The sequence below is a fragment of the Streptomyces sp. NPDC056161 genome (assembly GCF_042268025.1).
GTDB lineage: Bacteria > Actinomycetota > Actinomycetes > Streptomycetales > Streptomycetaceae > Streptomyces.
The window spans coordinates 1-26,866 of sequence record NZ_JBHJUV010000047.1 but is presented as its reverse complement, the minus strand read 5'-3'; the positions used below and the strand labels follow the sequence as shown (position 1 = coordinate 26,866).

At 71.5% G+C, this 26,866-nt stretch carries 27 protein-coding genes and 1 pseudogene; 17 read left to right on the top strand and 11 right to left on the bottom strand.

All coding sequences use genetic code 11. The features are described from left to right. Nucleotides 1–46: 46 nt before the first annotated feature. Complete coding sequence (locus ACFC09_RS33920; RefSeq protein WP_376534668.1) at nucleotides 47–1,393, bottom strand: zf-HC2 domain-containing protein; 1,347 nt, start codon at nucleotides 1,391–1,393, stop codon at nucleotides 47–49. Further along, nucleotides 1,390–2,028: a sigma-70 family RNA polymerase sigma factor gene (locus tag ACFC09_RS33915; RefSeq protein ID WP_376534666.1), complete on the bottom strand. Its 639-nt coding sequence runs from the start codon at nucleotides 2,026–2,028 to the stop codon at nucleotides 1,390–1,392. Before ACFC09_RS33915 ends, ACFC09_RS33920 begins: the two co-directional genes overlap by 4 nt. Before the next feature lie 305 nt (nucleotides 2,029–2,333). Here ACFC09_RS33915 and ACFC09_RS33910 point away from each other — a divergent pair, with 305 nt between their 5' ends. The 7 genes from ACFC09_RS33910 (at nucleotide 2,334) to ACFC09_RS33880 (ending at nucleotide 5,234) form a co-directional block, all read left to right on the top strand. Then, nucleotides 2,334–2,714, top strand: a complete 381-nt coding sequence (locus ACFC09_RS33910; protein WP_376534664.1) for an STAS domain-containing protein — start codon at nucleotides 2,334–2,336, stop codon at nucleotides 2,712–2,714. Nucleotides 2,715–2,838: 124 nt separating this feature from the next. Beyond that, nucleotides 2,839–3,351: an EF-hand domain-containing protein gene (locus ACFC09_RS33905; protein WP_376534662.1), complete on the top strand. Its 513-nt coding sequence runs from the start codon at nucleotides 2,839–2,841 to the stop codon at nucleotides 3,349–3,351. A 134-nt stretch (nucleotides 3,352–3,485) separates the two neighbouring features. Further along, nucleotides 3,486–3,710: a helix-turn-helix transcriptional regulator gene (locus ACFC09_RS33900; RefSeq protein ID WP_376534660.1), complete on the top strand. Its 225-nt coding sequence runs from the start codon at nucleotides 3,486–3,488 to the stop codon at nucleotides 3,708–3,710. Continuing rightward, nucleotides 3,658–4,269, top strand: a complete 612-nt coding sequence (locus ACFC09_RS33895; protein WP_376534744.1) for a hypothetical protein — start codon at nucleotides 3,658–3,660, stop codon at nucleotides 4,267–4,269. The genes ACFC09_RS33900 and ACFC09_RS33895 overlap by 53 nt, the downstream gene beginning before the upstream one ends. Before the next feature lie 124 nt (nucleotides 4,270–4,393). Then, nucleotides 4,394–4,642, top strand: a complete 249-nt coding sequence (locus ACFC09_RS33890) for a hypothetical protein (protein ID WP_376534658.1) — start codon at nucleotides 4,394–4,396, stop codon at nucleotides 4,640–4,642. After that, nucleotides 4,639–4,878: a hypothetical protein gene (locus ACFC09_RS33885; protein WP_376534656.1), complete on the top strand. Its 240-nt coding sequence runs from the start codon at nucleotides 4,639–4,641 to the stop codon at nucleotides 4,876–4,878. Before ACFC09_RS33890 ends, ACFC09_RS33885 begins: the two co-directional genes overlap by 4 nt. Continuing rightward, a complete protein-coding gene (locus ACFC09_RS33880) occupies nucleotides 4,875–5,234 on the top strand; it encodes a hypothetical protein (protein ID WP_376534654.1) in 360 nt (119 codons plus the stop codon). The genes ACFC09_RS33885 and ACFC09_RS33880 overlap by 4 nt, the downstream gene beginning before the upstream one ends. Before the next feature lie 206 nt (nucleotides 5,235–5,440). Here the strand turns inward: ACFC09_RS33880 and ACFC09_RS33875 are convergent, their stop codons facing one another. Beyond that, a complete protein-coding gene (locus tag ACFC09_RS33875) occupies nucleotides 5,441–6,982 on the bottom strand; it encodes a class I adenylate-forming enzyme family protein (protein WP_376534652.1) in 1,542 nt (513 codons plus the stop codon). A 171-nt stretch (nucleotides 6,983–7,153) separates the two neighbouring features. Between ACFC09_RS33875 and ACFC09_RS33870 the strand changes: the two genes are divergently transcribed. The 4 genes from ACFC09_RS33870 to ACFC09_RS33855 all read left to right on the top strand — a co-directional run bounded on the left by ACFC09_RS33870 (nucleotide 7,154) and on the right by ACFC09_RS33855 (nucleotide 11,602). Next, entirely contained in the window at nucleotides 7,154–8,353 is a 1,200-nt protein-coding gene (locus tag ACFC09_RS33870) for an amidohydrolase family protein (protein WP_376534650.1), read from the top strand. Next, complete coding sequence (locus tag ACFC09_RS33865; RefSeq protein WP_376534648.1) at nucleotides 8,353–9,486, top strand: acyl-CoA dehydrogenase family protein; 1,134 nt, start codon at nucleotides 8,353–8,355, stop codon at nucleotides 9,484–9,486. Before ACFC09_RS33870 ends, ACFC09_RS33865 begins: the two co-directional genes overlap by 1 nt. Nucleotides 9,487–9,494: 8 nt before the next feature. Then, nucleotides 9,495–10,577 (top strand): acyl-CoA dehydrogenase family protein, encoded by a 1,083-nt coding sequence (locus ACFC09_RS33860; RefSeq protein WP_376534736.1) that lies wholly within the window; start codon nucleotides 9,495–9,497, stop codon nucleotides 10,575–10,577. A 560-nt stretch (nucleotides 10,578–11,137) separates the two neighbouring features. Then, nucleotides 11,138–11,602, top strand: a complete 465-nt coding sequence (locus ACFC09_RS33855; RefSeq protein ID WP_376534646.1) for an ATP-binding protein — start codon at nucleotides 11,138–11,140, stop codon at nucleotides 11,600–11,602. A gap of 206 nt (nucleotides 11,603–11,808) precedes the next feature. Here the strand turns inward: ACFC09_RS33855 and ACFC09_RS33850 are convergent, their stop codons facing one another. Beyond that, nucleotides 11,809–12,735 (bottom strand): cyclase family protein, encoded by a 927-nt coding sequence (locus ACFC09_RS33850; RefSeq protein WP_376534644.1) that lies wholly within the window; start codon nucleotides 12,733–12,735, stop codon nucleotides 11,809–11,811. Between the two features lie 84 nt (nucleotides 12,736–12,819). On the opposite strand from ACFC09_RS33850, the gene ACFC09_RS33845 reads away from it, so the two are divergent. The 3 genes from ACFC09_RS33845 (at nucleotide 12,820) to ACFC09_RS33835 (ending at nucleotide 16,471) form a co-directional block, all read left to right on the top strand. After that, nucleotides 12,820–13,731: an SDR family oxidoreductase gene (locus ACFC09_RS33845; RefSeq protein ID WP_376534642.1), complete on the top strand. Its 912-nt coding sequence runs from the start codon at nucleotides 12,820–12,822 to the stop codon at nucleotides 13,729–13,731. A 542-nt stretch (nucleotides 13,732–14,273) separates the two neighbouring features. Beyond that, nucleotides 14,274–15,422 carry an acyl-CoA dehydrogenase family protein gene (locus tag ACFC09_RS33840; protein ID WP_376534640.1) on the top strand — a complete coding sequence of 383 codons (1,149 nt, stop codon included), beginning with the start codon at nucleotides 14,274–14,276 and terminating at the stop codon, nucleotides 15,420–15,422. Continuing rightward, a complete protein-coding gene (locus tag ACFC09_RS33835; RefSeq protein ID WP_376534638.1) occupies nucleotides 15,422–16,471 on the top strand; it encodes a Zn-dependent alcohol dehydrogenase in 1,050 nt (349 codons plus the stop codon). Before ACFC09_RS33840 ends, ACFC09_RS33835 begins: the two co-directional genes overlap by 1 nt. Here the strand turns inward: ACFC09_RS33835 and ACFC09_RS33830 are convergent. Next, a complete protein-coding gene (locus ACFC09_RS33830) occupies nucleotides 16,393–17,529 on the bottom strand; it encodes a GlxA family transcriptional regulator (RefSeq protein WP_376534636.1) in 1,137 nt (378 codons plus the stop codon). The genes ACFC09_RS33835 and ACFC09_RS33830 overlap by 79 nt on opposite strands. A 213-nt stretch (nucleotides 17,530–17,742) precedes the next feature. Then, nucleotides 17,743–18,453: a helix-turn-helix domain-containing protein gene (locus ACFC09_RS33825; protein WP_376534634.1), complete on the bottom strand. Its 711-nt coding sequence runs from the start codon at nucleotides 18,451–18,453 to the stop codon at nucleotides 17,743–17,745. 27 nt (nucleotides 18,454–18,480) lie between these two features. On the opposite strand from ACFC09_RS33825, the gene ACFC09_RS33820 reads away from it, so the two are divergent. Both ACFC09_RS33820 and ACFC09_RS33815 read left to right on the top strand, forming a co-directional pair. Further along, on the top strand, nucleotides 18,481–18,966 hold the full coding sequence (locus ACFC09_RS33820) for a glycine-rich domain-containing protein (RefSeq protein ID WP_376534632.1): 486 nt from the start codon (nucleotides 18,481–18,483) through the stop codon (nucleotides 18,964–18,966). A 75-nt stretch (nucleotides 18,967–19,041) separates the two neighbouring features. Beyond that, the gene (locus ACFC09_RS33815; RefSeq protein ID WP_376534630.1) at nucleotides 19,042–19,671 is read left to right on the top strand and encodes a class I SAM-dependent methyltransferase; all 630 of its coding nucleotides are present in this window, start codon (nucleotides 19,042–19,044) and stop codon (nucleotides 19,669–19,671) included. Between the two features lie 218 nt (nucleotides 19,672–19,889). Here the strand turns inward: ACFC09_RS33815 and ACFC09_RS33810 are convergent. Further along, nucleotides 19,890–20,051 (bottom strand): annotated as a pseudogene (locus tag ACFC09_RS33810) (AraC family transcriptional regulator); the annotation flags it as partial. 71 nt (nucleotides 20,052–20,122) lie between these two features. Between ACFC09_RS33810 and ACFC09_RS33805 the strand changes: the two are divergent. Continuing rightward, on the top strand, nucleotides 20,123–21,472 hold the full coding sequence (locus ACFC09_RS33805; RefSeq protein WP_376534628.1) for an MFS transporter: 1,350 nt from the start codon (nucleotides 20,123–20,125) through the stop codon (nucleotides 21,470–21,472). A gap of 208 nt (nucleotides 21,473–21,680) precedes the next feature. Here ACFC09_RS33805 and ACFC09_RS33800 read toward each other — a convergent pair whose 3' ends face one another. The 4 genes from ACFC09_RS33800 to ACFC09_RS33785 form a co-directional block, all read right to left on the bottom strand. Then, entirely contained in the window at nucleotides 21,681–22,280 is a 600-nt protein-coding gene (locus ACFC09_RS33800; protein ID WP_376534626.1) for a flavin reductase family protein, read from the bottom strand. Nucleotides 22,281–22,456: 176 nt separating this feature from the next. Continuing rightward, complete coding sequence (locus ACFC09_RS33795) at nucleotides 22,457–23,392, bottom strand: hypothetical protein (protein ID WP_376534624.1); 936 nt, start codon at nucleotides 23,390–23,392, stop codon at nucleotides 22,457–22,459. Between the two features lie 144 nt (nucleotides 23,393–23,536). Then, nucleotides 23,537–24,433, bottom strand: coding sequence for an enoyl-CoA hydratase/isomerase family protein (locus tag ACFC09_RS33790; protein WP_376534622.1), 897 nt, complete (start codon nucleotides 24,431–24,433; stop codon nucleotides 23,537–23,539). Further along, nucleotides 24,430–26,658 (bottom strand): acetate--CoA ligase family protein, encoded by a 2,229-nt coding sequence (locus tag ACFC09_RS33785; RefSeq protein ID WP_376534620.1) that lies wholly within the window; start codon nucleotides 26,656–26,658, stop codon nucleotides 24,430–24,432. The genes ACFC09_RS33790 and ACFC09_RS33785 overlap by 4 nt, the downstream gene beginning before the upstream one ends. Between the last annotated feature and the right edge of the window lie 208 nt (nucleotides 26,659–26,866).

The following is a 26,866-nucleotide window of genomic DNA, read 5'->3' as shown; positions in this document are numbered from 1 at the left end:
AATCCGACGGGGCCCCGCCACGGCCCCGACCCGCCCCCGTCGTGGGCTACATCCGGCTCAACCCCGCCGCGGCGAACAGGACGTCCCTGATCGCCTCCCGGTCCCCGAGCTGTCCCGCCGCGGCCTCCTGCGGCGGGACGTGGCCCGCGGCCAGGCGGCAGAACTCCACGCCGTCCAGGGCGAGCCGGGCCACCTCCAGTTCGGCGGAGCCCACCGCGCCGGGGGAGTCGAGTGGGATCAGCCACTCGCCGCCGCCGTCGCCCTCGATCTCCAGCCGGAGGGTGCGGCCCGGCTCGCCGGCCGCGACCAGGTGCGGGGTGTCGCCCTTCGCGGCCAGTCCCGCCTGGCGGCGGGCCGCCAGCGCCTCCGGCAGCATCCGGGCGGCGAGGTCGATCATGCGGTGCAGATGGCGCGGCGCGGGCGGGTCGTACGGGTAGTCCACCGCTTCCGCGATGTCCTCCGCGTGCACCCAGCACTCGAACGCCCGGTCCAGCATCGCGTCGTGCAGCGGCAGCGTGAAGTCGCCGTACGGGACGGGCAGCTTGCCGGCGCCGCCGCCGGTGAAGGACACCGTCCGCACCAGGTTGTGACTCTGCTCACGCCACGGTGCCCGCACCGACCGGGTCAGCGGGAAGTGCGAGGCCCGCCAGTACGCCTCGGTGCGCGGGGCCGGGCCCGCCATGCCCTCCTCGGCCAGCGGGTCCGCCAGGCCGAGCGCCACCGCGACCAGCCCGTCCACCGACAGCAGATGCGCGATCGCCCCGGCGACGGTGGTACGGCGGCTCGTGGCCGCGTCGCTCTCGAACCAGCGCAGCCGCACCGGTGCGTGCCACTCGGCGTCCCCGATGTCCTGGAGCAGCGCGTCGAGCCGGGCGGTCTCCGCGTCGTACGGCGTCGCCCACTCGGGCAGCGGGACGCGCGGCGGGCGCCGGTCGAGGCAGTGCGCGAGGACGCGGGTGCGCAGCGCCGGGTCCAGGTCGAGGTTCTCGGGCTGGTGCAGCAGGCCGACCGCCTCGCGCAGCCGCCGTGCCTCGTCCGCGCAGGAGCCGCACTCGCCGAGGTGCAGTTCCACCGCGGCCGTCTCGGCGGCCGAACAGGCGGCCAGCGCCCAGGCCCCGAGCAGTGACCTCAGCACGCCGTGCGGCAGCTCCGGCGGGACGGGCGCCACGTCGTCCAGGTCCGGCAGCGGCCGTCCGGTGTCCTCGACGGAGGCCCGGGGCAGCGGGATGCGCGGCGGCGGGCCGTCCAGTGGTTCCGGTCCGGTTCCCGCGCCGCGCGGCGGGTCGTCCCGGCCGTTCGGCCCCGGCGGCAGGTCACCGGCACCGTCGCCGGTGCCCGTCCGGCCCGGTCCCTCGTACCCGCCCTGTGCATCGAACCGCTCCGCTCCGCTCACACCGAACCCCCGTACCCCGGGGGTGTCCCGGCGTCGTGCGCGGTGGACAGCAGTTGCAGGCCCAGGCGGAGCCGGCGGCGGGCCTCGTCCTCGGTGACGCCGAGGTCGGCGGCGGTCTGCCGGTAGTCGCGGCGCTGGAAGTAGGCCAGGTCCAGGGCGGCGCGCAGCGGCGCGGGCATCGACTGGACGATGTAGTCGGCACGGGCGGCGACCGAGGCGTGCCGCACCTTGCCTTCCAGTTCCTCGGCTTCCCGGGCTTCCAGGGCTTCCAGGGCTTCCCGGGCTTCCCCGGCTTCGTCGGCTTCGTCGGTGTGCGCGCCGGCCCCGTCGTCGGCGAGCGCGGCGGACCCGGTGGCGCGCAGCCGCCGTACGGCGAGCCGGTGGGTCAGCGCGGCCATCCAGGAGCGCAGCGCGCCCTGCCGGGGATCGTAGGAGTCCGGGTGTTCCCAGACGTGGACGAAGACCTCGCGGGTGACGCCGTCGGCCGCCGCGTCGTCGGCGAGCACGCGGTGGGCGAGGGCGTGCACGAGGGAGGCGTACCGGTCGTACAGCTCGCCGAGGGCCGCCGCTTCGCCGCGCGCGAGCCGCTGCTGCATCTTGCGGTCCCAGCGGGGCGGTACGCCCTTCGTCGCCATGCGGCCCCCTCCCCCTGCCCAGCGTGCGTCCACCGTCTTCTCGAATGTAGTCGGCGGCTCCGACCGGGCACGCTCCTTTGCGTATTGCCTGCCTCAGGCGGACCGCAGGTGGTAATGGACCGTCGCGTACCCGTTCCACAATCGATCGAACAGGATCGAAGGCGACTAAAACAAGCCTGTTCTGTCCGTTTTCTGTTTCTGTTGCCGTGTTTCAGGGAACGGCCGCTGGGCAGCCGCGCTGCAAGGAAGCGGCGTAAAACCCTCCGTTTCTCGACGGTTCCGGGACGATCCGGCGAGCGAAAGGCGTGGTGGTGGCGTTCAACGTGACCGAGGACGAGCGCGGTGGCTGGGCCGTGCTCCAGGTGTCGGGCGAACTGGATCTGGTGACCTCGCCGGTGCTGCGCCAGCGGGTGCACGACGCGGTGGCCGAAGGCCGGCGGCAACTCGTGGTGGACCTCTCCGAGGTCTTCTTCTGCGACTCCAGCGGTGTCGGCGTACTGATAGGCACCCGGCGCCTGCTGCGTTCCTGCCGCGGGCGGCTCCGGCTGATCCTGCCCGCCCGCGGGGCCGACGACGGCTCGCACGTCAACCGGGTCCTCGGCGCGCTCGGCGTGCGCCGGCTCTTCGACATCCATCCCGACGTCGCCTCGGCGACCGAGGACGAGGCCGGTCCCCTCTCGGCATGACACTGTTGTTGCGGAATTCCCCCGGTCTTGGCACAAAAGTCGCTTTCCCGCTCCGTGACCGGCCGGGTCGTCGTACGCTCCGTGCGAGAGCTACCCGACGTGATGTGAGGCGGCCCTAACAGACATGGTCAGTACCGAGTACGAGCGCAGGATCGCCGCCCGGTTCGCCACCTTCGACCAGGACGGCAACGGCTGGATCGACCGGGAGGACTTCAACGTCGCGGCCAAGGCACTGCTCGCCGAGTTCGCCACGCCGGCCCGCTCCGCCAAGGGCCAGGCGCTGTACGCGGGCGCCGAGGCGTTCTGGCAGGGCATGGCCGGGATAGCGGACCGGGACGGCGACCAGCGCATCACCCGCCAGGAGTTCGTCTCCGGCGCGGTCAAGCGACTGCGCGACAACCCGGACCGGTTCGCCGAGATCGCCCGCCCCTTCCTGCACGCCGCCCTCGCCCTCGCGGCCCCCGTCGGCGACGGATCGGCCGCGGTCGCCGACATCGTGCGCGTCCTGCTGGCCCTCGGCGTCCGGGAGGACATCGCCGGACAGGTGGCGGCGACGCTCGACACCGACGGCGACGGCAGGCTGGGGGAGGCGGAGATCGTTCCGGCGGTCGCGCGGTACTTCACGGTGCCGGAGTAGGGCGAAGGGGCGGGATCAAAGAAGGGCCAGACGCGACGTGTTCGGGCTTGGCCCTCCGGCACGTCTGAGGCATCCCTGCGAAGGGCTTGCGCTGTCCCTTCCCGTCGTACGCTGGTTGGGAAGGGTGGTGACGCATGTCGGATGAACTCGCGGACAATCTAAGGCGATACCGGCGCGCGGAGGGGCTCAGCCAAGAGCAACTTGCTCATCGCGCCGACCTTTCGGTCGGACCCGTTCGAAGGATCGAGCAGGGCGACGACGGGGTCCGCATGGAGACCCCTTCACGCCATCGCGCGAGCCCTCGGGGTGAAGACCTCGGATCTGATGGCGGCGGGTCCGCCCGAGCCGGTGAGGCATGACGATCCGAACAGCCTCAACCTGCGTGAGCTGAGGATCGCTCTTACGCCGGCCATCGGGCTTGTCCCCGTGGTCGCCGCGGTCGGCGAGGAGCCGGATCTGCGTCGGCTGCGGCGGATGACGCGCGACAACAGCGTCTTGTACTTCGAGGACAGCTACAAGAGCATCGCCGCGGACCTGCCGGCCTTGATTCGTGCCGCGAACGATGCGGTCGCCTACTACGACTCCGGAGAGGAACACGCCCAGGCCCTCGTCGCCCGCTCGCAGGCCCTCCAAGTGGCCGGTCGGTACCTGACGCAGATCAGGCAGTACGATCTCGCGCACGGTGCCATCCGGGAGGCCATCGCGGACGCCAAGGCCGCCGGCGATCAGCTTGTAGCGGCTTCGAGTGTCGGGGCGATGTGCTTCGTCCTCATCCGGACCGACCGGTTCGACGAGGCGGAGGAGGCTTGCACGCCTCGACGAGATCGCTCCCGAGTGGTTCCGACACCAGGCGTCCGCCGCCGTCACCTTCGAGGAGATCACCAAGAAGCGTCGAACCCTCACGACGGAGATGCGTGAGGTTGGCGCTCACCTGGCCGTATTCGCCTAACTGCACTGTGCCGATGCACTTCTGATGGTCCGTCAATCGAAGTGAGGCGGCATGTGCTGGGCATCCATCATCACGGTCCGTAGTTTCGTCGTCATGGACAGTCACGAACGGAGTGTGCCGGGCGTCAGCGACCTGGCCAGAGACGCCGGCAGGAACACGGTCGGCGAGATCATGGGCAGGGTCGGTGGCCTCGTCCAGATGCGCCCGCTGGGCGGCGGTCGGGAGTGGGACGCACAGCCCGGCGACGTCAGACCGCTGACGCCCGCGGAGGCGCTGGGAGCACGCAATCAGGCCCGCAATCGACTGACGGTCACGGCCGCGTTCGTGAAGTCCGGCTCATGAGCGGGCCGCACACCGTCATCGCCTTCAGGCAGTGGACCTTGCAGCCCGACAGGGAGCCGGACGCGCCCGAGGTGACGCACAGGATGAAGTGCTCCGTGTGCGGCGACGCCTCGGCCCCTGACGGTGGGTGGGAGTCGCCCCAGACGTGGGCGCTCGACCACTCAGGACGGAACCCGACCCACCTCAGCTACGAGGAGATCATCTCCAGGCCGTGGCGCACCTGGATGCAGCCGTGATCACGCGACTGATCCGGCGGTACGGCGGCTTCCTGCTCATCTTCATGACGGCCGGGTCGATCGGCCTTCTGCTCGCCGATGTAGCGGCGATGCGGCCATGTGACCGGTCCCGTTCGAGCTTCGTTCCCCCGTGGCGCTTGGGCGGGACCGCCCAACCCCCACCCCTGAACCGAGGTGGGCCGGCAAGTGAACTGCACCATCCCTACGGAATCGAGGAGTGTCAGACGGACGACGCGCGTCCCTGGATCGTCGCCGGAGGAGAGGACGACAGCGATTCGGGCAACAAACACGGTGGTGGCGGCAGCGAGGGCGACGACTCGGGCCACGCGGACACGAACGGTGGCTTCGGCAAGTGACCGAGCATGACGTGCGGGAGGTCGGCCGCGAAGGGTTGACCTCCCGGCTCAAGGAGGCAGGCGCGCTGACGCCGGACTGGCTGCCGGCCTGCGCGGCCGTCCCGCGCGAGCTGTTCGTACCGGATCTGATGTGGCCGGGCCAGGCCACAGGCACCGGCCAGGGCGACGCCATCGACCCACTCGACTCCACCCCGCCCCGGCCCCGCTCACCGCCCCCCGTCGGCGAAGCGCTCCCGCAACCGGTACTTGAGCACCTTCCGCAGCGTCGCCCCCCGTGGCAGGGCGTCCACCACCTCCAGTTGTTCCGGCAGCTTGTGCACCGACAGGCCCGCCGCGCGCAGGTACTCCGTCACCGCCTCCAGGGTCAACTCCCCGTCCCCCGAGGGCGGTACGGCGGGTTCGACCACCGCGCACACCCGCTCCCCGCGCTCCGCGTCCGGCAGCCCGATCACCGCCACGTCCCCGACGCCCGGGTACCGGTGCAGCAGGTCCTCGATCTCCTTCGCGGAGATGTTCTCGCCCTTGCGGATGATCACGTCCTTGCGCCGGCCGGTGAGCACCAGATGCCCGCCGCCGGTCAGGTGCCCGAGGTCGCCGGTGCGCAGGAACCCGTCCTCGTCGAAGCTCTCCGCGGTCTGCGCCGGATCCAGATAGCCGCGGCAGACGGCCTCTCCGCGCAGCCGCACCTCGCCGTCGACGATGCGTACCTCCATCCCCCCGGGCGGCCGTCCCTCCGTCGTCGCCAGGTTCTCGGCGGTGTCCTCCGGGTCGCCCATGGTGATCATCGGCACCTCGGTCATCCCGTAGCCGTGGGCGAGTTGCACGCCCATCTCGCGGACCACGGCGTGGTACACCTCGGGCGGCTTCGGCGCCCCGCCGCCGGCCAGCAGCCGCAGTGTCGGGATGATCCTCTCGCCCGGCTGTTTGCGCTGCTCGGCGAGGAACATCGAGTAGAAGGCGGTCGAGCCGCCCGCCACCGTGACCCCGTGCCTGCGGTAGTCCGGCAGCGCCGCCGGCAGCGCGAAGTGCTCGAACAGCACCGCCGGGATGCCGTACAGGAGCAGCATCACCGTGTAGTCGGGGCCGCCGATGTGCGCGTAGGGGAAGGCCACCGAGCCCACGTCGCCGGGGGCGAGGCGCAGCGCGTGGGCGAGGCAGGCGCCGCCCGCGATCAGCGAGCGGTCCGTGTGCAGGACGCCCTTCGGGGCGGAGGTGGTGCCCGAGGTCCAGTAGATCCAGCGCACCGAGGTGCCCTCGGCGGGCGGCGGCGGCAGCCGCGCGGGATCGCCCTCGGGCAGTGCGTCGTACGCCTCGAAGACCCCTTTCGCGCCCAGCCGCCGTGCCATCCCCGTGTGGTCGAACCCGCGCCAGGTGCCCGGTACGGCGAAGAACTCCGCCTCGGCCGCCCGGAGCGCGAAGCCGACCTCCCGGTCCCGGTAGAAGGGGATGACCGGCGACTGCACCGCGCCGAGCCGGGCCAGCGCGAAGGACAGCAGGACGGTCTCGACGCGGGTGGGCAGCTGCCAGGCGACCACCGTGCCGGGCCGGACGCCCCTCGCGTACAGGCCCGCCGCCACCCGCTCGGCGCCCGCGCGCAGCTCGCCGAAGGTCAGCGTCCGGTCGCCCTGGAGGAACACCGGGCGGTCGGGGGTGAGCGCGGCACGGCTCGCGACCAGGTCCCAGAGCGTGCGCGACGTGCCCAGGCGGTGTGCGGTGGTGTCGGTTCCGGCGTCCGTTCCCGTGTGCATCCCGGCCCCCTCTGAACTGACGATGCGTCAGATAGTGCGGAGAGCGTAGAGCCGTGCGCCTTGTCGGTCCAGGGGTGCGGGACTAGCCTGCTGGGCGGAGAAGATCTGACGGACCATCAGATGCGCTATCGGATGGGACTGCCGTCATCATCACGTCAGACGGAGGGGACCATGCCCGAACTGCCCCGCATCATCAGCGTCGACGACCACGTGATCGAGCCCGCCCACCTCTTCGAGGCCTGGCTGCCGGCGACGTACCGGGACCGCGGTCCCAAGCCGCTGACCGCCGGGATCGGCGAGCTGGCCTACGTCGGCGGCAAGTACCGGATCACCATGGACCCGGACGGGCCGCCCACCGACTGGTGGATCTACGAGGACCTGAAGTTCCCCTACAAGCGCAACATCGCCGCCGTCGGCTTCGACCGCGACGAGATGACCCTGGAGGGCATCACCCGGGAGCAGATGCGGCCCGGCTGCTGGGACCCCGCCGAGCGGCTGCGGGACATGGACCTCAACCACGTCGAGGCCAGCCTCTGCTTCCCGACCTTCCCGCGTTTTTGCGGCCAGACCTTCGCCGAGGCCCACGACAAGGAGGTCGCGCTCGCCTGCGTGCGCGCCTACAACGACTGGATGGTCGAGGAGTGGTGCGGCGGCAGCGGCGGCCGGCTCATCCCGCTCTGCCTGATCCCGCTGTGGGACGTGGACCTCGCGGTCGCGGAGATCCGGCGCAACGCCGAGCGCGGGGTGCGGGCGGTGACCTTCTCCGAGATCCCCACCCACCTCGGACTGCCCTCCATCCACTCCGGCCACTGGGACCCGTTCTTCGCGGCCTGCCAGGACACCGGCACGGTCGTCAACATGCACATCGGCTCGTCCTCGCAGATGCCGGCCGCCTCCCCGGACGCGCCCCCCGCCGTCCAGGCGTCGCTCAGCTTCAACAACGCGATGGCCTCGATGATGGACTTCCTGTTCAGTGGCGTCCTGGTCAAGTTCCCGCGGCTCAAACTCGCCTACTCCGAGGGCCAGATGGGCTGGGTCCCGTACGCCCTGGAACGCGCCGACGACGTCTGGGCGGAGCACCGCGCCTGGGGCGGGGTCCGCGACCTGGTCCCGGAGCCGCCGTCGACGTACTACTACCGGCAGATCTTCTGCTGCTTCTTCCGCGACAAGCACGGCATCGCGTCCATCGACTCCGTGGGCCGCGACAACGCCACCTTCGAGACCGACTACCCGCACGTCGACTCGACCTTCCCGCACACCAAGGAGGTCGCCCTCGACCACGTCAAGGGCCTCGACGACGAGACCGTCTACAAGCTGATGCGGGGCAACGCGATCCGCATGCTCGGCCTCGATCTCGACCGGGACCGCTAGTGGACCTGTCGTACACACCGCAGGAGGAGGACTTCCGGGCGCGGCTGCGCAAGTGGCTGGCCGAGGCGCTGCCCACGCTGCCGGCCAGGCCCTCCCCGACGGACTGGCCCGCCCGCCGCGCCTACGACCTCGGCTGGCAGCGGATGCTCCACGACGCCGGCTACGCGGACGTGCACTGGGACGCGCCCCCGACACTGCGGATGATCTTCCTGGAGGAGACGGAGCGGGCGGGCGCACCCTACGTGGGCGCGAACTTCGTCGGGCTGCTGCACGCGGGCCCGACGATCGCCGCCGAGGGCACCGCGGCGCAGCGGGAGCGCTGGCTGCCGCCGATCCTGCGCGGCGACGAGGTGTGGTGCCAGGGCTTCAGCGAACCGGACGCCGGATCCGACCTCGCCGCGCTGCGCACGCGCGCGTGGCGGGACGGCGACGACTACGTGGTGAGCGGAGCCAAGATCTGGACCTCGCACGCCGAGGTCGCCGACTGGTGCGAACTGCTGGTCCGCACCGACCCCGACGCGCCCCGGCACCGGGGCATCACCTGGCTGGCGATGCCCATGGACGCCCCGGGCATCACCGTACGGCCGTTGCGCACGCTCGCCGGGTCGGCGGAGTTCGCGCAGGTCTTCCTGGACGAGGTGCGGGTGCCGGTGGCCAACCGGGTCGGCGCGGAGAACGACGGCTGGCGGGTGACCATGGTGACGCTGTCCTTCGAGCGCGGCACCGCCTTCGTCGGCGAGGTCGTCGCCTGCCGCCGGGTGCTGGGCGACCTCGCCCGCGCGGCCCGCGCGAGCGGTCGCTGGGACGACGCGGGGGTGCGCCGCAGGCTCGGCGCGCTCAACGCGGAGTTCCGGGCGCTGTGGCGGCTGACGCAGTGGAACGTGAGCGAGGCCGAACAGGGCGGCGGGGTGCCCGGGACCGGTGGTTCGGTCTTCAAGCTGAGGTACTCGCACGCCCGTCTGGAGCTGTACGACACGGCGGCCGACGTGCTCGGCGCGGACTGCCTCGACCTCGACCGGCCGTGGGTGCTCGACCGGCTGTCCTCACTGTCGTACACCATCGCCGCCGGCACCTCGCAGATCCAGCGGAACATCGTGGCCGAGCGGATCCTCGGCCTGCCGAAGGGGCGGTGAGCGTCCGGATGCGTTTCCAACTCACCGAGGAACAGCGGGCGTTGCGGGACGGGGTACGGCAGTTGCTGGCCCGGCACTGGGACGCGCGACGGGCGCCCGCCGCCCTCGATCCGCCGACCGCCCTCGATCCGCAGGCCACACCCGATCCGCCGGTCACCCTCGATCCGCCCGCCGCTGCCGATGCGCCCGTCGACCCGCCCGAGCTGGACCGGGCGCTGTGGCGGGAGCTGGGCGCCGCCGGCTTCTTCGCGCTGCGGCTGCCCGAGGCGGACGGCGGGGCGGGCGCCGGGCTCGCGGAGGCGGTACTCGCCTTCGAGGAGGCCGGCCGGGCGCTGCTGCCCGGCCCGCTGGTCGCCACGCACCTCGCGGCCGGCGCCGTGCCCGGCGCGGCCACCGGGGAGACCGTGGTGACGGCCGTGGACGGCCCGCTGGTGGAGTGGCTGGCAGCGGCCGACGTGGTACGCGGGGACGCGTCCGGCGCGGTACCGGTCCGGTCGGTGGACCCGCTGACACCACTGCACCGGGTGCCGGGCTCGCCACCGACGGCCCCGGCCCCGCCGATCCCGGCCCTGCCGATCCCGTCCCCACCGATCCCGTCCCCACCGATCCCGTCCGCACCGATCCCGTCCGCACCGATCCCGTCCGCACCGATCCCGTCCGCACCGATCCCGACCCCGCCGGACCCCACGGCGGTGCTGCTCACCGCGGCCGAGCAACTCGGTACGGCGACCCGTGTGTGCGAACTCGCCGTGCAACACGCCCGGACGCGGGAGCAGTTCGGACAGCCCATCGGGGCCTTCCAGGCGGTCAAACACCTGTGCGCGGACATGCTGGTGCGGGCCGAGACGGCGCGCGCGGCGGTGTACGCGGCGGCCGTCACCGGCGACCCGGTGGACATCGCGGCGGCCCGGCTGCTCGCCGACGAGGCGGCCGTCCGCGGTGCCCGCGACTGCCTCCAGGTACACGGCGGCATGGGCTTCACCTGGGAGTCCGAGGTACATCTGCACCTGAAACGGGCGTGGCTGCGAGCACGGCGTCGCGGCGGCGGCACGGAAAGTGAGGAACTGCTCGCCGCCGATCTGACCGCCTGAGCCGTCCGGAACCCCGCTGGACCGCCCGATTGCCGTGACGCGTGCTGCGGATGTTGCAGAGCGTGGCAATGTCGTGTCACGGAGCGTTGATATCGGGTTGTTCCCTATGCGTGACTCGTCACGGCCTGGAGTCAGTCGTCCGCTCCGGTACCTTGTGTGGGATGCGAATGGTTCCGAGTACGAGCCATGCCGGTGATGCCCAGGGGGCGGCTCCGTATGCGGCGGTATGTGCCGCTGCTCGCGGGGCGACCAGGGCTTTTTCCCCTGCCGGTGCGACCCTCCGCGGCGAGCGTCGCACAGTATGCCGCACGCGTACTCCTTCGCGCTGGAATATGCCCGAAGCGCTTGTAGGGGTGACTGTACGTCAACCATGCTGTCTCGCAGGGGAGTCACATTCCGTGACCCCTGCTGTGGTCGTTGTCCTGGCCATGCAGAAAATGGCTACGATCGTGGCCTTCGTCGTGATGCTCGTCACGGCCCTCGCCGTGGCGCTCGCCCGGCGTCGGGTCATGTGTCCGCCGGTTCGGATGGTGTGAGCGGTGCAGGTGCAGGTGCTTCAAGTGCAGCTGGAGATCCGGCCCGACCCCGCGGAGGTGGGGCGGGCCCGGCGATGGGCCCGTTCGCGGCTCGCCGGGTCCGGGATAGCGGCCGACGAGCCGCTGGCCGAGACGCTGATCCTGCTCGTCTCCGAGCTGGTGACCAACGCCGTGGTGCACACCGGCTGCCCGGCCGTCGTCAGGCTCTCGCTGCCCGGTGCGGCGGCGGAATGGGCGCCGGTGCGCCTGGAGGTCGCCGACACCAGCGCCCGTGCCCCGGTGCCGCGGTGCGCGGACGGCGACGCGACCGGCGGCCGGGGCCTCGCGCTCGTCGACGGCCTCGCCGACCGCTGGGGCTGGAGCCAGGAGGGCGCGGGCAAGCGCATCTGGTGCGAACTCGACCGGTGCGACCGGCCCCGGGGGAGCGCGGCGGTGGCGTACGGAGGCGGGATGTCCGCCTACGAGGGGCTGGCCTTCGAGGCGGTGTAGTCCGGCCGTACGGCTGTGCGCCGGGCCGTGCATCCATGCGCACCCGGTGAGAAGAGGGCATAAGTAATAAATTTCTGAACAGGTGTTGACGCATCGTCACGGTCTGATCACGCTTGTGGTCTGCGATTCGCCGCGAGGGGACGGCAAGGGCTCGGTGACGGAAGCCCTCGTCGAGTGTGGGTCGGGCCGGAGCCCCGGGAGACGCCTCAGAGGACGGCCACCGGGGCGACCGGCGTACCCGTGGCTCCGGCGAACGGTTCGGGCATCGCCGACAGCAGGAACGCGTACCGGCCCACTTCTCCACAGGCTGTGGACAACTCTTCGAGATTCCAGTTCTGGCCCTGGAGCATGCCCATCTCCACCAGGTCCAGGGCGTGCACGGGCAGCCACAGCCCGTCGATCTCGGGCGGGAAGATCTCGAACGTGAGGGTGTCGTTCGCCACGGCCGCGACATCGCGCGCGTGGAACCACTCCGGGGTGCGCACCGACAGTCCCGGCGACGGATGGGCGTAACCGTGCTTGTCGCCCGCGAGGTACGCCTGCATCTGCCCCGTCCGCACCAGTACGACGTCGCCGGCCCGCACCCGGGTGCCGGCCAGTTCCTCGGCCGCGTCCAGGTCCTCCGGTGTGACCGCGTGATCGCCCGCCAGTCGCTCCACGCCACGCGCGCGTGCCACGTCCAGCAGCACCCCGCGGGAGACGAGGTGCGGGATCTTGTCGATCCCGCCGAACTCCGCGCCGCCGTGCGCGGTCACCGTGTGGGCGGGCCGTCCGTTGTAGAGCTTCCCGGAGTGCGAGACGTGGGTCAGCGCGTCCCAGTGCGTGCCGGCCTGGAGGCCCATCGTCACGGCGTCGTCGCTGCAAGCGATCGTCCCGGGCCCGAAGATCTCCTGGTTGATCTGCACCATCGCGTGCAGCGGGTTGACCCGCCCGGGGATCATTCCGGTCTGCACCCCGTCGGCCCGCAGCGGCAGCGCGAGCGGGACGCGGCGCCCGGAGCGGACGGTGGCCGCGGCGTCCCGGACCACCTCGTCGGTGATCAGGTTCAGGGTGCCGATCTCGTCGTGCTGCCCCCAGCGGCCCCAGTTGTTCACCCGCTTCGCGATGGCGTGGAACTCGTCGGGCAGGGACATCGTGGCCTCCCGGGGGTTGTCTCAGGCTGTCTGCCGCGCCATAAAATCTAACGGTCCGTCAGAAACCACGGGAAGGGGCCGGGCGTGGGGAACTTCTTGGCAGGCAAGGCCGTCGCGGTGACGGGCGCCGGACGCGGCATCGGCCGCGCGGTCGCGCTCGCGGCGGCGGCTGAGGGAGCGCGGGTCGTTGTCAACGACTACGGCGTGGCGACCGACGGCACCGAGCCGACCAGCGCGGTCGCCGACGCCGTCGTCAAGGAGATCGAGGCGGCGGGCGGCACGGCGGTGGCGGTGGCCGACGACATCTCCACGATGGCCGGCGGCCGGCGGGTCGTCGAGACGGCCCTGTCGGAGTTCGGGCGGCTCGACGGGGTGGTCTGCGTCGCCGGGATCCTGCGCGAGCGGATGCTGTTCAACATGTCCGAGGAGGAATGGGACCCGGTCCTCGCGACCCACCTCAAGGGCACCTTCACCGTGTTCCGCGCCGCCGGCGCGGTCATGCGCAAGCAGCGGTCGGGCACGCTGATCGGCTTCACCAGCGGCAACCACCAGGGCTCGGTGTCCCAGGCCAACTACAGCGCCGCGAAGGGCGGGATCATCTCCCTGGTGCGCAGCGCGGCGCTCGGCCTGCACAAGTACGGGGTGACCGCCAACGCGGTGGCCCCGGTGGCCCGGACCCGCATGTCGGCCGGCGTCCCGACGGAACTGAAGGAGATCGGCGACCCCGAGGACGTCGCCGCGCTCGTCGTCTACCTGCTGTCCGACCGGGCCCGCGAGCACGCCATCACCGGCCAGGTGTACACGATCGCCGGACCCAAGATCGCCGTCTGGGCCCAACCGCGCGAACTGCGCGCCGGTTACGCCGAGGGCTCCTGGACCCCGGAACGGATCGCGGACTTCCTCCCCGGCACGGTGGGCGTCGACCCCATGCCGCTGCTGGAACAACTCACAGCAATGGAACAAGCGGCCCGAGCAGGAACCCGCCCGAACACATGACCCCCACGACGGCGCCGCACCCGTTGGACGGGGGGCAAGCGCCCCCCGTTTGGGGGGCGCGGGGCGGTATCGACATGCGGCTCCGCCGCGCGGGCGCGAGCAACCACGACGCCGCCGCAGCCGCTGGAGGGGGGCAGCGCCCCCTGTTTGGGGGCGCGGGGAACTGCGCGAGCAACCACGACGCCGCCGCAGCCGCTGGAGGGGGGCAGCGCCCTGCTTGGGGGCGCGGGCGCGAGCAACCAGGACGCCGCCGCAGTCGCTCGACGGGGGGCAGCGCCCTGTTTGGGGGCGCGGGGAACTGCGCGAGCAACCACGACGCCGCCGCAGCCGCTGGACGGGGGCAGCGCCCTGCTTGGGGGCGCGGGCGCGAGCAACCAGGACGCCGCCGCAGTCGCTCGACGGGGGGCAGCGCCCCGTTTGGGGGCGCGGGGCGGTATCGACATGCGGCTCCGCCGCGCGGGCGCGAGCAACCACGACGCCGCCGCACCCGACCACGTAGCACCACCCCCACCCACCACCCCCCCAAACCTCCGGAGGACCGCGTGGAGTTCGGGTTCAACGCCGAAGACAAGACATTCCGCACCGAGGCCCGCGACTGGCTCACCGCGCACGTCAACACCGCCCAGGACCGCCGCTCCTGGGAACGCACGCTCGGCAAGGCGGGCTGGATAGGACTGGGCTGGCCGGAGCCGGGCTACGGCAACCGCACCGCCGGTCTCACCCAGCAGGTCGCCTGGGCGGAGGAGTACGCCCGCTCGGGCGCGCCCCCGCGTTCCGGGCACATCGGCGAGAACCTGTTCGCCCCCACCCTGATCGCCCACGGCAGTGACGAGCAGAAGGCCCGTTTCCTGCCGCCCGTCGCGGCCGGCGAGGAACTGTGGTGCCAGGGCTACAGCGAACCCGGCGCCGGTTCCGACCTGGCCGGTCTGCGCACCACCGCCGTACGCGGGCCGGACGGCTACCGCATCACCGGCCAGAAGATCTGGACCTCCCTGGCCCACGAGGCCGACTGGTGCTTCGTACTGGCCCGTACCGACCCGGACTCCCGCCGCCACCACGGGCTCAGCTTCCTGCTGGTCCCCATGGACCAGCCGGGCCGGATCGAGGTCCGCCCGATCCGGCAGCTGACCGGCACGAGCGAGTTCAACGAGGTCTTCTTCGACGGGGCGCACGCGCGCGTGGAACACGTCGTCGGCGGCGAGGGCGCGGGCTGGCGGGTGGCGATGAGCCTGCTCGGCTTCGAACGCGGGGTGTCGACGCTCGCCCAGCAGATCGGCTTCGCGAAGGAACTGGAGCAGGTCGTGCGCGCGGCGCTGGAGAACGGCGCGGCGGCCGACCCGGTCGTCCGCAACCTGATCGTCCGGCAGTGGGCCGAGCTGCGCACCATGCGCTGGAACGCCCTGCGCACCCTGGGCGGTTCGGGCGATCCGGGCGCGCCCAGCGTGGCCAAACTGCTGTGGGCGGGCTGGCACCAGCGGCTGGGCGAACTGGCCGTACGGGTGCGGGGCGCGGCGGCCTCCGCCGGGCCGGCGGACTGGTCCCCGCAGGAACCGTACGCACTGGACCCCGCGCAGCACCTGTTCCTGTTCTCCCGGGCCGACACCATCTACGGCGGCTCGGACCAGATCCAGCGCACCATCATCGCCGAGCGCGTGCTCGGTCTGCCGAGGGAGCCGAAGGGAGCCGTGTGATGCGCGGTGTGGTGTTCGACGGCGAGCGGGTCCAGGTCGTGGAGGACCTGGAGATCCGGGATCCGGGACCCGGTGAGGTACTGGTCGCGGTCTCCGCGGCCGGGCTGTGCCACAGCGATCTGTCGGTGGTGGACGGGACCATACCCTTCCCGGTCCCGGTGGTGCTGGGTCACGAGGGCGCGGGGGTGGTGGAGGCGGTCGGCGCCGGGGTCTCCCACGTGGCGCCCGGCGACCACGTGGCGCTGTCCACGCTCGCGAACTGCGGCACCTGCGCGGACTGCGACCGGGGCCGGCCGACCATGTGCCGCCGGGCCATCGGCCGTCCGGGCCGGCCGTTCACCCGGGGCGGAAAGCCGCTGTTCCAGTTCGCGTCCAACTCGGCCTTCGCGGAACGCACCCTCGTCAAGGCGGTGCAGGCGGTCCGGATCCCCGCGGACGTCCCGCTGCCGAGCGCCGCGCTGATCGGCTGCGGGGTGCTGACCGGCGTGGGCGCCGTGCTCAACCGGGCCCGGGTGGAGCGCGGCGACAGTGTGCTGGTCATCGGGACCGGCGGGATCGGCCTGAACGTCATCCAGGGTGCCAGGATCGCGGGCGCGCTGCGGATCGTGGCGGTGGACGCCAACCCGGCGAAGGAGGCGGTGGCCCGGCAGTTCGGCGCGACCGACTTCCTGACCTCGGCGGACGGTGTCCGGGAGGTGCTGCCGAACGGCGCCGACCACGCCTTCGAGTGCGTCGGCAGGACCGAGCTGATCCGCCAGGCGATCGACCTCCTCGACCGGCACGGCCAGGCGATCCTGCTCGGGGTGCCGCCCGCCACGGCCGAGGCGTCCTTCCTGGTCTCGTCCATGTACCTGGACAAGTCCATCCTCGGCTGCCGCTACGGCTCCGCCCGCCCCCAGCGCGACATCGCCCTGTACGCCGAGCTGTACCGCCAGGGGCGGCTGCTGCTCGACGAGTTGGTGACCGGTACCTATCCGGTCGAGGACTTCGACAAGGCGCGCGCGGACGCGGAGGCGGGACGGCTGGCGCGCGCGGTGCTGACCTTCTGACCATCGGGTCGGAAGGTACGCCGGTAGGCGGTGGGGGTGAGGCCGAGCGCCGTCTGGAGGTGCTGGCGCATCGACTGGGCCGTGCCGAAACCCGCCTCCTGTGCCACCTGGTCGACCGAGAGGTCGGTGGACTCCAGCAGGTGCCGGGCGCGCTCGACCCGCTGCTGGGTGAGCCACTGCCCCGGGCTGACACCGACCTCCTCGCGGAAGCGGCGGGTGAAGGTGCGTACGGACATGGCCTCCTGCTCGGCCAGGTCGCGCAGTTGGATCGGCTCGTGCAGACGGCTCAGTGCCCAGGCGCGGGCGGCGGTGGTGGTGGCCAGCTGCGGGTCAGGCAGCGGACGGTGGATGTACTGCGCCTGCCCGCCGTCGCGGTGCGGCGGTACGACCGTGCGGCGGGCCACCTCGTTGGCGACGGCGGTGCCGTGGTCGCGGCGCACGATGTGCAGGCACAGGTCGAGCCCGGCGGCGACCCCCGCCGAGGTCAGCACGTCACCGTCGTCGATGAACAGCACGTCGGCGTCCACGTCGACCTGCGGGAACAGCCGTTGGAAGCGGTCGGTGTCGGCCCAGTGGGTGGTCGCCGGACGGCCGTCGAGGTAGCCGGCGGCGGCCAGGACGTAGGCGCCCGTGCAGATGGAGGCGAGCCGGGTGCCGGGCCGGATGCGGGCGAGCGCCGCGGCCAGCTCCTCGGTGAGCACGCCCTGCTCGAAGACGGGGCCCAGTTCGTAGGAGGCCGGGACGACGACCGTGTCCGCGGTGGCCAGGGCCTCGGGCCCGTGCGTGACGTGGATGGTGAAGTCGGCGTCCGTCGTCACCGGCCCCGGCGGCCGGACCGAGCAGGTGACGACCTCGTACAGCGGCCGTCCCAGGGCGTCCTTGGGGCGGCCGAAGATCCGGTGCGGGATGCCCAGCTCGAACGGGAGCAGTCCGTCCAGCGCGAGGACGGCGACGCGGTGCGGACGGAACTCCGGGAACTCCGGGAACTCCGGGAGATCCGGGATGTCCGGAGGTTCCGGGATGTCCGGAGGTGTTGGGAGATCCGGGTCGGCGGTCATGGCCCGATCCTAGCGAATGCTGTCCTCCGGGCCACTCGCCGGAGGTGATCCCGCGCCGGATGCTCTATGACGTGACACAGACAAGCGATGCCGCAGCGACCGTCCGGCGGCCGGGCGGGCCCGGGGCGAAGCGTCCGTGGCGGGGACGCCGTACGCCGGTGCACCGCGCCTGGTTCGTCGCCGCCGTCATGGTGAGGTAAGCGCCCCGATCCCTCACTGCGGGATGGCCGAGTACCGCTCGATACTCGCGCGGCCTGTCGATCGGTCGAGTAGGCGCAGCTCCCACGGGCCCGTGTTCACATCGAAGTCCTTGCCGAACCCGACCCACTTGCCCGCCATACGTCGGCCCGTCGGCTCGACGAGTAGCTGAATCGCACCGTGGTACCTGGCGCCCTGGTAGTACCCGTCAGCCGCCGTCTGCTCGGTCCACGTACCAGTGACGACGTTCCGATCAACAGTGAGATCCAGGGACAGCGGGCTGTCCGGGTTGGTCGACGCTCCGGGCAGGCTCTGGGCTGTCAGCCGGTTGCCGTGCTGGACGATCACGACGTGGTGCTTACAGTCGAACGTCTCGTCACGGCTGGACGAGTAGAACTCGTACCGGGACAGCCAGATGCCCGCGTGATCGCTCTGCGGCTCTGGCTCAGGGTTTGTGGCAGCGTCGGTCGTGCCGACTGCCCCAGCCTCCATGTCGTGGCCTCCTGTCCCGTCCGAGTGGACGCGTGTCATCGGGATTGCGAACCCCAGCGACTCGGGTGCGCGGCCGGTGAACCGCTTCAGTGCCCGCGCGTACAGCGGGCGGCATGTCCTGGTCTCCCCGGACTCCCAGCGTTGCACGAGTCGCTTGGAGGCGTCGTTCGGTTCCCCCAACTCCTCGCCCGCGTCACGTAAGCGCCGGGCGAACTCGTCTTGGCTGAGGTTCATCGACTTGCGTACGGAGGCACGGCAGTAGTGATCCGCGACCCCAAGGCGTACGTCACCCCGGACGTGTGGGAGCGGGAGGTGGCCCTCCTCCTCCGCAACCCGGAGAACACGCGCGAACTGGCAGAGGCCAAGTTCGGACAGGCCATCGCCTATCTGGTCACGTGCGGCGAGAACCCGGACCTTCTCATGGGCCCGTCCAAGCAGGTGGACGAGGCATGGCACTCGTTCATGCTCGACTCGATCCTGTACCACCACTTCACCAGCCGCCACTTCGGCCGGTACATCCACCACGTGCCGGAACTTCCGGGGTCGGCGGCTGGTGTCCGGTGCGTCAGCGACGACAAGGCGACGCTGGACGGCCATGACCTCAAGACCGGCGGCCCGCTCGTCCTGGAACAGACGATCAAGGCCATCAAGGCGGCGGGGTTCGGGATCGACCCCGACCTGCGGGGCATGGAGGACGCGGCCGGCTGCAACCAGTGCCACGCCGGGTGCCACGACTCACCCAAGTAGTGGTGGCCAGCACATGAGTTGGGGCCTGCCCCCGTACGTTGGGGGTGGGCCCCTCATGCCGGAAAGGATCACCGCATGTCATTGGCTGAGTCCTGGGACAGGTACGCCGTCGGGAGCAAGCCACGCAGGACCGTGAACGCCAAGGGTGATACGACCTGGCTGAACTGGACCCAGTACGCCGATCACGGGCCGAACGAGAACGTTCTGGGTCCCGTGGCCGGACGCCGGGTGCTGGAACTCGGCTCTGGGAGCGGTAGTAACCTCGCGCACCTCGTGACGCTTGGTGCGACTGGTCAAGGGGTGGATATCGCCCCCGCCCGTGAGGCCGTCGCGCGGGAGCGCTGGGGCGATCTGCCGGGCCTTGAGTTCCGTACGGCGGAGGCGACGGCGTTCCTGAACGAGACGGACGCGACCTTCGATGTCGTGCTCTCGATCTTCGGTGCCGTGTGGTTCGTCGATCCGGACACTCTGCTCCCGCTGATCCGCTCGCGCCTGGCGCCGGGCGGAATCCTGGCCTTCTCGCACTTGCCCCCAGGAAGCCAGGGACCCAAGCCCGCCAAAGCCGGACTGCGGCACGACCGCACCCCGGATGAGTGGGGGCGCATCCTGACCGGGCGCGGATTCTCCGACGTGCGTGTGTCTCTGATCGACCCGCCAGAGGGCAGGGTTGTGGGCACGATGCTTGTCCGTGCCTTGGCGGACTGACCGCGCGGCTGTGCGCCTGGCTCAGCAGATCCCGGCCTTCTGGCAGACGGAGCGAACCGTCATGGCGCTCCACTTCGCGGCCCTGCGTGGGGCAGGCCCTCCGTGTCGAGCCGCGCGCCGATGGCCCGGTAGCTCATCCCCTCCGCCCCCAGTTCGAGTACGCGGGCCTGTGCAGCCTGTTCCGTGGGGTTGGGGCCGCGTCACGTCCTCGCCCCTCTCCGGTGCGGGATGCCCAGCTCGAACGGGAGCAGCCCGTCCAGCGCGAGGACGGCGACGCGGTGCGGGCGGAACTCCGGGAACTCCGGGAACTCCGGGAACTCCGGGATGTCCGAAGGTTCCGGGATGTCCGGAGGTGTTGGGAGATCCGGGTCGGCGGTCATGGCCCGATCCTAGCGAATGCTGTCCTCCGGGCCACTCGTCGGAGGTGATCCCGCGCCGGATGCTCTATGACGTGACACAGACAAGCGATGCCGCAGCGACCGTCCGGCGGCCGGGCGGGCCCGGGGCGAAGCGTCCGTGGCGGGGACGCCGTACGCCGGTGCACCGCGCCTGGTTCGTCGCCGCCGTCACCTTCGTCACCATCATCGGCGCGGCGGCCTTCCGTTCCCTGCCCGGCCTGCTCATCGACCCGCTGCACCAGGAATTCGGCTGGTCACGCGGGACGGTCGGCGCGGCGGTCTCCGTCAACCTCGCGCTGTACGGGCTCACCGCGCCGTTCGCCGCCGCGCTGATGGACCGCTTCGGCATCCGCAGGGTGGTCGCCGTCGCGCTGACCGTGATCGCACTGGGCTCCGGTCTGACCGTGTTCATGACGACGGCCTGGCAACTGCTGCTCTGCTGGGGCCTGCTGGTCGGGCTCGGCTCCGGCTCCATGGCCCTCGCCTTCGCCGCCACCGTCACCAACCGCTGGTTCACCGAGCGCCGCGGCCTGGTCACCGGCATCCTCACCGCCGCCTCCGCCTCCGGTCAGCTGATCTTCCTGCCGGTGCTGTCCTGGATGGTCGAGACCTACGACTGGCGGCCGGCCGCCGTGACCGTCGCGCTCGCCGCGCTCGCGGTCGTCCCGTTCGTCTGGCTGCTGCTGCGCGACCATCCGGCCGACGTGGGCCTCAAGCCGTACGGCGCACCGGAGTTCGTGCCCAAGCCGCCGCCGGTCACCGGCGCCGCCCGGCGCGCGCTCACGGTACTGGCCTCCGCCGTGCGCACCGGACCCTTCTGGCTGCTCGCCGGCACCTTCGCGATCTGCGGCGCCTCCACCAACGGCCTCGTCCAGACCCACTTCGTGCCCGCCGCCCACGACCACGGCATGCCCATCACGGCGGCGGCCTCGCTGCTCGCGGTCATCGGCGTGTTCGACGTGGTCGGCACGGTCGCCTCCGGCTGGTTCACCGACCGCTTCGAACCGCGCCGCCTGCTCGCCGTGTACTACGCCCTGCGCGGGATCTCGCTCCTCTTCCTGCCGATGCTGCTGGGGCCGAGCGTCCATCCGCCGATGGTGTTCTTCATCGTCTTCTACGGCCTCGACTGGGTCGCCACCGTGCCGCCCACCCTCGCCCTGTGCCGCGAGCAGTACGGCGCGGACAGTGCCATAGTCTTCGGCTGGGTGCTCGCCTCCCACCAGGTCGGCGCGGCCCTGGTGGCCTTCCTCGGCGGAGTCGCCCGCGACGTCTTCGGCAGCTACGACATGGTCTGGTACGCCTCCGGCACCCTGTGCGCGGCGGCGGCCCTGATGGCCCTGGTGATCCGACGCCGGCCGGAGATCCCGCAGCCGGGCACCGCAGGATCGGCACAGCCCGCCTGACCGGCACGGTCAGCCTGACCGCCACGGCCCGCCCGCCCACCGACGGGGACCGGCCGGCCCCGCCCGTCGACCCCCGCCCGTCGACCCCCACCCGTCGCTCCCGACGTGGTCTGCCCGGCGAGTGCGTCGCGCACCCGCGGTGGCGTGCCGTACCCGTTGGGGCCTGCCGCACCCGCCCGACCCGCCGCACCCGCGGGGCGTGCGTGCCCTAAAGGAACCGCCCCCGGTGGAACAGCAGGGGCGCGCACTCCGTCTCGGGTGCCCCCAGGGCATCCACCCGGCCCACCACGATCAGGTGGTCGCCTCCGGTGTGCACCGCGTGGATCGTGCAGTCGATCCATGCGGCGACGCCGGTCAGCCGGGGGGAGCCGGAGACCGGCGCCGCGTCGTGGGGCACGCCCGCGAACTTGTCCGCGCCGCTCACCGCGAAGGCGCGGCACAACTCGCCCTGGCCGGCGGCGAGCACGTTGACGCAGAAGACGCCCACACGGGCGATACGCGGCCACGTCGTCGACGTACGGCCGACCATGAAGGCGATCAGCGGAGGATCGAGGGAGAGGGAGGAGAAGGACTGGCAGGCGAACCCCGCCGGGGAGGTCTCGCCTTCGGCGGCCGGCGCCGTGATCACGGTGACGCCGGTCGCGAAGTTCCCCAGCACCCTGCGGAACTCCGTACGGTCCACCGGCACCGGCTCGTCGTCGCGCACGCACCGCAGGTCGGGGCGCGGCAGTGGCTCGACCGGGCCGGCGGTGTGCGGTACGGGCCTGAGGTAACGGACGGCGGCTGCCGCCATCCCTGCGTGTCCCATCACCCCATCATTGAAGCTGACTGGTCATCAGATGGGAAGGGCCGGTACCGGGCCGGATGGGGAGGGTCGGCACTGGGACGGCGTCCCCGGAAGACGGCATCCCCGGAAGTCTGGAAGGGGAACCGGACCCGGGGCGCAGCGCACCCTTCTCGGCTCCCGGGTATATCCCTCGCCCGTCATCTGTGGGGCCCGTGCCGTGTGCCCGAACCGGACCCGAAATGCCCCCATCCAGTGGCGGAGGGCGAAGGTGGGCCAGCCTGCTGGGAAGGCGACGAGGGAATATGACGCCCCTCCCCTTGCGGCATGCTGTACTCCGCAGTGCCGAGCACGGGAACTGGATAGACATCCTGCTGCGATGGAGCGGTGTAAAAGGTATTGAGCGGCGGCCACTGCTTCATCTCTATACTTTTTATGTGACGTGTGGAATCTTTATGAACAATCATATCCCCCCGGGGGATATTCTTCGCAAGCGCGAAGTCGTCCAAATCTCTATAAGTCAAACCCCATTTCTTTTCTTTGTAGCCCTGTATAACTTTCTCGTTTGGGGCTGGTCGTAGATGCGGTGGCAGGTTGTCCCATTGCCGGTATGCTTCGGTCTGGCTCGTCGACTTCATGTTGATGTACGCGGTGACGGCCAAAGTCTGCGAATCGAGATCTGCTGGCGCCTGGTACGCTCCGGGCGTCCAGGTTGCCCCTTTCGCCACCTGGACCCCAGCAGGCCTCTTATCTTTGCCGCGGACGTATTCCAATGTCCCGGAGGGGATGCCTTCGCTCACTTCAAAGGCCCGGAGATGTCCGCGCGTCAGGTGACGTGGCCTACGGCGCCCGACGTGCCCGGCAATGACCCACCATGTCGGGGCGGGACGCAGGTCCGGCTGAGTTTCCTTCCATGCGTGATACGCCCGTTCGGGGGTATACGACGAATAAGGGGCATGCTGCGCTACTGATGTCGGGTTGTATGTGTTGCGCTGTTCGTGGCTACTCTGTTCCGGCGTTTCGTGTGGGAGTGCCGGGCCGGCGCTTTCCGGATACGGTGACCTCGGCCACTCCAGAGGTACTTCCCACTCATACTGGCCGTACGGCCGCCCCGCATACTGGTTGTACTCGGACACGCGACTCTCCTGGTCTCTGGTAACAGTGGTCTCCTCTTGTGCAACGTCCACGCCCCCGGCCCGGTTCACCTATCACGACCGCAGCGATCTCTACAGAAGGCCGCCCGTGGAAACCCGGGAGATCTTGGTAGATACAGAACAAGCTCAGCGTCCCCGGAACTCGGTGTCCCGACGCGCCACGAACGCCGCCACGCCTTCCCGGGCGTCCGCCGTCGTCATGTTGATCTCCTGTGCGGCGGCCTCGGCGGCGAAGGCGGCGCCGCGGTCGCCGTCGAGGGAGGCGTTGACGAGCTGTTTGGTGAGCGCCAGTGCCCGGGTCGGCCCGGCGGCCAGCCGCGCCGCCCACTCCTCGGCCGCACCCGCCAACTCCTCGTCCGGTACGACCCGGTTGACGAGTCCGAGCCGTTCGGCGTCCGCCGCCTGCAGCGCGTCGCCGAAGAACATCAGCTCCTTGGCCCGCTGCGGGCCGACCAGGCGGGGGAGGAGGTAGGCGCCGCCGCCGTCCGGTACCAGGCCGCGGCGCACGAACACCTCGATGAACCGGGCCGACTCGGCGGCCAGCACCAGGTCACAGGCGAACGCGAGATGCGCGCCGAGCCCGGCCGCCGTACCGTTCACCGCGGCCAGCACCGGCTTCTCGCAGTCCAGTACGGCCGCGACCAGCCGCTGCGCCCCGAGCCGCAGCATCCGGGCCACATCACCGGCGACCCGTTCACCGGCGACCCGTTCACCGGGGACCTGTTCACCGGCGGCTCGTTCACTGGGAACCCGTTCACCGGCGGCTCGACTACCGGCGACCCGTTCACCGCCCGCCGCGCCGCCGCCGCGCAGATCCGCTCCCGCGCAGAAGCCGCGGCCCGTCCCGGTGAGGACCACGGCCCGGATGTCCGGATCGGCGGACGCGTCCGCCAGCAGCTCGATGACGCGGTCGCGCAGCCCGGGGGTGAGGGCGTTCAGGGCCTGGGGCCGGTCGAGGGTGATGCGCGAGACGCCCGCGCGCACCTCGTGCCGGATCCCCCTTCCGGACGTCCCCGCGGTCACCGGCACACCGCCAGTGCGTCCAGCGCCACCGCGCCCTGCCCCTTGGGCAGCACCACCAGTGGGTTGATGTCCAACTCGGCCAGTTCACCGCCGAGTTCCAGGGCCATGCGCTGCACCCGCAGGACCACCTCGACGAGCGCGTCGAGATCGGCGGGCGGCCGTCCCCGCACCCCGTCGAGCAGGGTTCGCCCGCGCAGCTCGCGGACCATGTCCCGGGCCTGTTCCTCGCCGAACGGCGGCACGCGTACGGCCGTGTCCCGCAGCACCTCGACCAGTACCCCGCCGAGCCCCACGGTCACGGTCGGCCCGAACAGGTCGTCGTGGGTGACGCCGACCACCATCTCCACGCCCGCCTCGACCATCTGGCACACCAGGATCCCGTCCAGTTCGACGTCCTCGTACCGCGCGGTGTCGGTCAGCTCGCGGTAGGCGTCCCGCACCTGGCTCGCCGACGTCAGTCCGATCCGCACCAGGCCCAGCTCGGTCTTGTGCGCGATGCGCGTCCCGGACGCCTTCATCACCACGGGATAGCCGACCTGCGCCGCCGCGCGCACGGCGCCCGCCGCGCTGCTGACCAGTTGTTCCCGCGGCACCCGGATGCCGTACGCGCGCAGCAGTTGCTTCGCCGCGTGCTCGCTCAGCTGCTCGCCCGGCCGCAGCAGCGCCCGCGCCTTGCGGAAGGAGGGCGAGGGGGAGCGCGGCGCCTCGTCGAACGGGGAGCGGTAGGCGGCCGTGAAGCGGTGGTGGTCGAGGTAGGCGCGGACCGCGGTGAGGCAGTTGCCGACCGTGCGGAAGGTGGCCACCCGGGAGGAGCCGAGCAGCACCTCGCGGTAGGCCGGTTCGGTGCCCACCGGCGACCCCCACACCACGCACACCAGCTTGTCCGTGGTCTCCGCCGCGTCCACCAGATCCCGTACGAGCCGGTCGCTCAGCGGTGGGAACGGCCCGGTGACCGGGCAGATGAGCACCCCCACCCCGGGGTCGGCGAGGATCGCTTCGATGATCTTCCGGCCGCGTTCGTCGCCGACCGGATGGCCGCCGTTGTCGACCGGGTTGGCCACGCTCAGGTACTCGGGTATCCACTGGTGCAGCTCGGCCTGCCGGCCCTCGGACAGCACCGGCAGCCGCAGTCCCGCACCGGTCGCGAGATCGGCGACGTGTGCGCCCGTGCCACCGGAGATGGAGTAGACGACGACGCCGTCGGCGCGCGGCGGCTGTGCCCGAGCCAGCAGGGTGGCGGTGTCCTGGAGTTCGTCGAGCCCGTCGACGCGGATCACCCCGTACTGCCGCATGGCCGCGTCGATCACGTCGTCCGCGCCGGTCAGCTTGCCGGTGTGGGAGGCGGCGGTGCGCGCGCCCGCCTCCGTACGCCCCACCTTGACCGCGACCACCGGTACCCCGTGCCGGGCGGCCCGGTCGGCGGCCAGCAGGAAGGAACGGCCGTCCTTGAGACCTTCCACGTAGCAGGCGATGGCCCCGACCTCGGGGCGCTCGGCGAAGTACGAGATGAAGTCGGCGGTCTCCAGGTCGGCCTCGTTGCCGGTGGGCGCCCAGTGGGAGAGCCGTACGCCCAGCTCCTGGAGGGCGAAGACGGGCCGTCCCTGGTGCCCGGACTGGGTGATGAGGGCGATGGCGGGCCCGTCGAGGTCGTCCCGGAACCGTTCGAAGGCGTTGAGGTTGGTGTTCGGGCCGAGCAGCCGCAGCCCGGACGCCCGGACCGCGTCGGCCAGTTCCGCCTGGGCCGCGGCCCCCGCCACGCCGGTCTCCGCGAACCCGGAGGCGAAGGCGACCGCGAACCGCACCTTGGCCTCGGCGAGTTCCGCGACCAGCGGCAGCGGGTCGGCGACCAGCAGCACCGCGAGGTCGACCGGTCCGGGCAGGTCGGCGACGGTGGCGGCGCAGGGGATGCCGAAGACGGCGGGCCGGGTCGGATGCACCGGGTGCACCCGCGCCCCCACCCGCTCGGCCCAGGCCAGCAGTTGCCGGGTGATACCGGTGTTCGGCCGCCCCTCCGTGTCCGAGGCGCCGATCACGGCGACGGACCGGGGCCGGAAGAACCGGTCCAGATCGGGTACGTCCGCGTACAGCGGCCGGCCGCTGACGTCGAGGTCGTCCGCGTCGGCCGCCCGGCCGTGGACGGCGGGTCCGGGCCGCTGCTCACCGCAGGCGATGATCCGGGCCCGGCGGGAGTCGGTGGTGAGGGTGCCGTGGGTAGATCCAAGCATCGTTCCGCCCGCTCCTGTGTGACAGCACAATTAACTGACGCACTGTCAGATTACTGGAACTGACACAGTGTCAGGAAGTGTCAGGAACGGGTGTGCAGGCAAAGTCGGCGAACGGGGGGGTGCCCCTATCTGTTTCGTCAATCCCGGCAGGGTTGGTTCATGGGGGTTGGTCATGTTTTTCGGGAGCGTCCAGCGAAGCGGGATGTTC